Genomic DNA, 4,633 nt, shown 5'->3' with positions numbered 1-4,633 from the left:
CCTGTGAGAGTAGGACGTCGCTTCGCGAAAGTAAAACCACTGAGAAATCAGTGGTTTTTTTGTATTGTAAGGAAATTTGCCACTTAAGCTGGGCGCAGTAAGATAAAGCTTTAACTAGTAGTGAGCTTATGCTTAAAAGAAGACTATGAAAGCATATAAAGTATGCTGTTTGGGGATTATTCAAGCTTTGAGGAAAATTTAGAGCCTTTAATGAATTTACAAAAAAATTGAATAGTTGACTCAAATTAAATAGCGCTCACATATGTTGACTAGCAATTCTGAGCGCTTTTACTTATAAAGACGAACATACTGAAATGTAGCTTATAAAAGGATAAATTTAATTAATTGCTTATAGAGTAATCAATATTTTTTATAGGAGCTCATTGGATGGAACACTTTTTTATCGCTGCAACTGTATCCCAATCTTAAAGCTAAGTAAATATATTAAAATCCAAATTATCGTGTGGTGAGAATCGTTTAATGAGTACAGGTGGGAAGCATATTATTGATACTATTCAAGAAAAAAAAGATTCTATACACTGATTCGATTAGCTTATTACTATATGAAGGATCGCTAAGCAGCAGAGAATATTGTACAGGATGTATTTATTAAAATGCATCATACACAAAATAAATATGAGGAACGTGGGGAGCCCGGAAGGCCAAAACAAAAGCAACTGCAAACGCCTGTCCTTCACTGGGTTTACACGCCAGCGTCTTTGTGCAATGACGCATTGGCTTCAAGGAAATACTTAAATTCAAAGTGAGCTATGTTAAGTGAGCATTGGATAAATCCGGTTATTGAATTATTATGGCGAAATATAGGAAATAAGAGCAACTTTGGAAGTTACATACTCGTCTCACTTGTGAAGGGAAAATGATTCAGGGAGATTAAAAAATGTCTAAAATGAATCCATTAGTTCTGATTGAAGAAATATACAATGAGCATTATGCGTATTTAAGAAACTTTTTAATAGGTCTAACCAAAAGTGACGTAATCGCTGATGATATTATTCAGGATTTTTTTACAAAAATCTTAGTTTCACCTTCAGTAGTTACAGAAGTTAAATATATGAGGAGTTGGTTAATAACAGGGGTTAAAAACACACTGCTAGATTATTATAAAAAGAAGAAACCTGAGTTGTTTCAAAATGAGAACATTATTGAAACGTTGTTGGTTGATAATTATACGCCAGAAGTAAGTGCAACAATAAACAACGAATTGGAAACAATCTTAGGCAAGCTATCCACTACTGAGAAAGCAATTATTATTGCAAAAGAATATTATGGTTATGACTATAATGAAATTAGTGATCTTTTAAATATACCCGTATCGACAATAAAATCGATAGTGTTCAGAATGAGAAAAAGAATGATTAAAGTGAGGTAATTCTATGGATTCTTTCAAAAAAATACATCTTTTATCTCTAGAGTTGATTCCCATAATCAATGATCTGGATGATGAGCCGCGACAGGTTGTTTTAGAACATATCACTTACTGTGAAGATTGCAAAAAATTATATGATAGTACAGAGAACTTTAATTCAAGTATGCCAAAGCAAGAATACTCAGAAGATGTGGAGTTAAAGCCTTTAAAAAAATTAGTGCAGTTTAATAATGGATTAAAGTTATTACTCATTACTGTAAGAGCGTTAATTTTATTTTATATTGTTTACTCCAGCTTTAAATATTATGGTGTAGAGTCTGTTAAATTATTGCTAGAGTATTTCAGATCTGGGATATTTCTATTTTACATACCAGCTGCCATATTTCTACTTGTATTTACGTTTACTTTCTTTAATAAAAAATGGGTTTGGATATCGTTAGTGATTGATTTAGTAATTATTTTATTTTTAGAAAAAGTGCTGCAGTTATTTTTATAAATGGAGGTGTTAAATTGATGTATTTAATCATGTTGGGTGGATTGTTTTTAGGTGTTTTATTTTTTGCGTTTGTATTTATTGCTTCAAAAAAGAGTGGCAAATATTATTTAGCACCGGTCATTACCTTTTTGTTTTCGGGAATGATTGTGGCATACAGCCTATTTCTCGTTGGAGGATTCGAAGGAATGGGTTACTTATTTTTAGCAGTAGGCTTTCTAGTTGTTAGTATTGTGGGGACATTACTTTTACCCTTATTAATCCCGAAGATTACATCGCAACATCTTAATAAAAGAGATAAAATCAGTTTATTGCTTTTACCTATTATATTTTTTGCAACAATCGGGATATCCATAATTTCACAAGATGGCTATTGGATTATTGAACAGGCAAGTGCTGCTCCTGTTGAAACAGAAGGTTACCGAATTTCCACTATCTCCGAGGGAAGCAAAGCAATTACTTTACTATTAGGGGAAAAATACCTTGGAAAAGAGATCGAAATTAAAAATGTAAATAAATGGGGACCTACAGAAATCATTCTAAGGCTTGTAGATGGAGGGGATGATGATCAAGTTCCTTTTATACAAATAGGTTTAAAAGAAATAAACGAACCATTGAAAGTACAAACAACGGAGGGCGTGACTTTTGAACTGATAGGTAGTCCAAGAGATTAAAGTTATCCAATGTAAAATAGAATCGTGGTATAAGGAAAAGCTGTTAAAGATTATAATATGTTATTATTTAATAAATAAAAAACCGGAAATAGTTACCGAAGTGACCTCTAAAAGTTAGATACCGTTATTTCATTAGGTGGCTTAGGTAAATTGAATTTAGTATTTACCCGAGGGAACTGAAAAAGTCCCTTAAGCATAAGTGAGAGAGTACAGGAACAAAAATTCGTTCCTGTACTCTCTTTTTCTTCGATGCTGTTGATTTCCATTGCGGCGGACGCGTTTCGCAGGTACGGCTCCAGCATTCTCTCTCACTTCGCTTAGTCCGGTTGCGCTCGTACTGTTCCCGCAGAAGTCGCCCCTCTATTCCAGTCATCTGGAAGTACTGAAGCTTCTACACACGGAAGACGAAAACAAAAAGAACTGCAAATGCCTGTCCTTCGCAGGGTTTACACGCCAGTTTCTTTGTGCTGCTCTGCCAATCGAATGGCACATTGGCCTCAAGGAAATACTCGATTTTAATAGTGAATTACACCAATTTAATACTAGGTGAATTTGGTTAACCAACACTTTTGTTTTAATATAGCAACTGTAGTTAAGATTCTTGAAAAAGTGTATTAACTGCAGTGCTTTTTTATATTAACTATTCAAGGATAAAGGGACGGACTAGCAGCTACTATGAGTGAAATTTCACTTTCATGAAAAAGGGATAATTACCTCAAGAAGCCAAATGCACAACAGATAAGTAAATAGAAGTAGATTTAATGATGAATATTAGTCAGATAAATATTTAAAGAAAGGGGCTTTGCAACTAACCTGCAGTATTTAAAGGGTAAGATGCATTTTTTTGATTTTTTCATTTGTTATACTTTTTACAGGAGGTGAACAAATGAAGGTTGAGGTTGTTGTGAAGCCAGAATTCAGCGAACCAATAGCAAGAATAAGCACGAATAAAATAACTGCCAGAATTGAAATGGCTAAAAACTTGCTAGAAAATGAAGAGTTTTCTTCAAAGATCCCGGTCTATCAAGGAAAGAAACTAATCTTACTGGAGCAAAACAAAATTCAATTGATAAGGACTGAATTAGGCAATGTAATTGTATATATGGAAGATGGAAGCTGGTATGAAGTGAGGGAGACTCTACAATATTTAGAAAATACACTGGGAGAGCAATTTATCCGTATATCTAAAGGTTCCCTTATTAATATGGATTGTATAAAATCCGTTAAAGCTTCTTTTAATGGGACAATGGAAGTATTACTTGACAATGACCTTGAAGATATTATTAGTCGCAATTATCGGAAGCTATTTAAAGAAAGGTTAGGTGTAAAGTAATTGAGAAACGCAATTTCCTCTACGTTTTTGTCATTTGCTATAGGTTGTATGATTTTTATGCTTTCTTTATGTATTCAATTCTGGAAACAGGGGGAAGAGGTTTTTAATAGTATAGATCAGCAATATGATATGATTGTATTTGGTATTTTTATAGTCGGTGTCGTTGCAGGAGGGTTAGGGTCATATATTTACGCATCAAAATTCCCTAAAAAGATAAAATTATTTCTCCATTACGGTACAACGATAATATCAATAATGGTTGTTAGCGTATGGGTAAGGATAGTTGATATGTCATGGAATGCTTTATTAACTTATTTTATTCTTACTACTGCTATTTTTATTGTAATATTGTTTGCGAATTATTATATCCTTGTCAATGATGCGAAAAAGATTAATAGCGCTCTTGCAGCTCGTAAAAAATAAAGTATATATAAATTAGGACCTCTAAATATAAGCGGTAAGAGGTCTTTTATAATTTGTTTTATATTGAACAATTATAGAAATACTAAATTTCTGAAAAAGAATAAAAAAACTATTGCATTATGAATAATATCGTGATATATTATTAGAAGTCACAACGACGGCAACTTAACTTTAAAAAACATTCAAATAAATTGTTGACATAACACTTTAAGGGTGATAAGATATAAAAGTTGTCATTTGAGACGACGCAATGAACCTTGAAAACTGAACAAGCAACGTTAATGAAACAAGCTTCTTAAATGAAGCAAACAATAGATATCAGC

The 4,633-nt window shown here is 32.8% G+C and carries 5 protein-coding genes; all 5 read left to right on the top strand.

Annotated features, from left to right (window positions below):
* Positions 1 to 898 precede the first annotated feature (898 nt).
* The 5 genes from ACTHOQ_RS18690 (at position 899) to ACTHOQ_RS18670 (ending at position 4,310) form a co-directional block, all read left to right on the top strand.
* On the top strand, positions 899 to 1,390 hold the full coding sequence (locus ACTHOQ_RS18690; protein ID WP_440497691.1) for an RNA polymerase sigma factor: 492 nt from the start codon (positions 899 to 901) through the stop codon (positions 1,388 to 1,390).
* Positions 1,391 to 1,394: 4 nt separating this feature from the next.
* A complete protein-coding gene (locus tag ACTHOQ_RS18685; RefSeq protein WP_440497690.1) occupies positions 1,395 to 1,883 on the top strand; it encodes a hypothetical protein in 489 nt (162 codons plus the stop codon).
* A gap of 17 nt (positions 1,884 to 1,900) precedes the next feature.
* Positions 1,901 to 2,554 carry a YesK family protein gene (locus ACTHOQ_RS18680; protein WP_440497693.1) on the top strand — a complete coding sequence of 218 codons (654 nt, stop codon included), beginning with the start codon at positions 1,901 to 1,903 and terminating at the stop codon, positions 2,552 to 2,554.
* Positions 2,555 to 3,440: 886 nt separating this feature from the next.
* A complete protein-coding gene (locus tag ACTHOQ_RS18675; protein ID WP_440497688.1) occupies positions 3,441 to 3,887 on the top strand; it encodes a LytR/AlgR family response regulator transcription factor in 447 nt (148 codons plus the stop codon).
* Positions 3,888 to 4,310, top strand: coding sequence for a DUF3021 family protein (locus tag ACTHOQ_RS18670; RefSeq protein ID WP_440497686.1), 423 nt, complete (start codon positions 3,888 to 3,890; stop codon positions 4,308 to 4,310).
* Positions 4,311 to 4,633: the final 323 nt, after the last annotated feature.

The sequence above is a fragment of the Solibacillus silvestris genome, assembly GCF_051967575.1.
Lineage (GTDB): Bacteria > Bacillota > Bacilli > Bacillales_A > Planococcaceae > Solibacillus > Solibacillus silvestris_B.
Note: the sequence above shows the minus strand (reverse complement) of the source record. Positions and strands in the feature narration are given on the sequence as shown.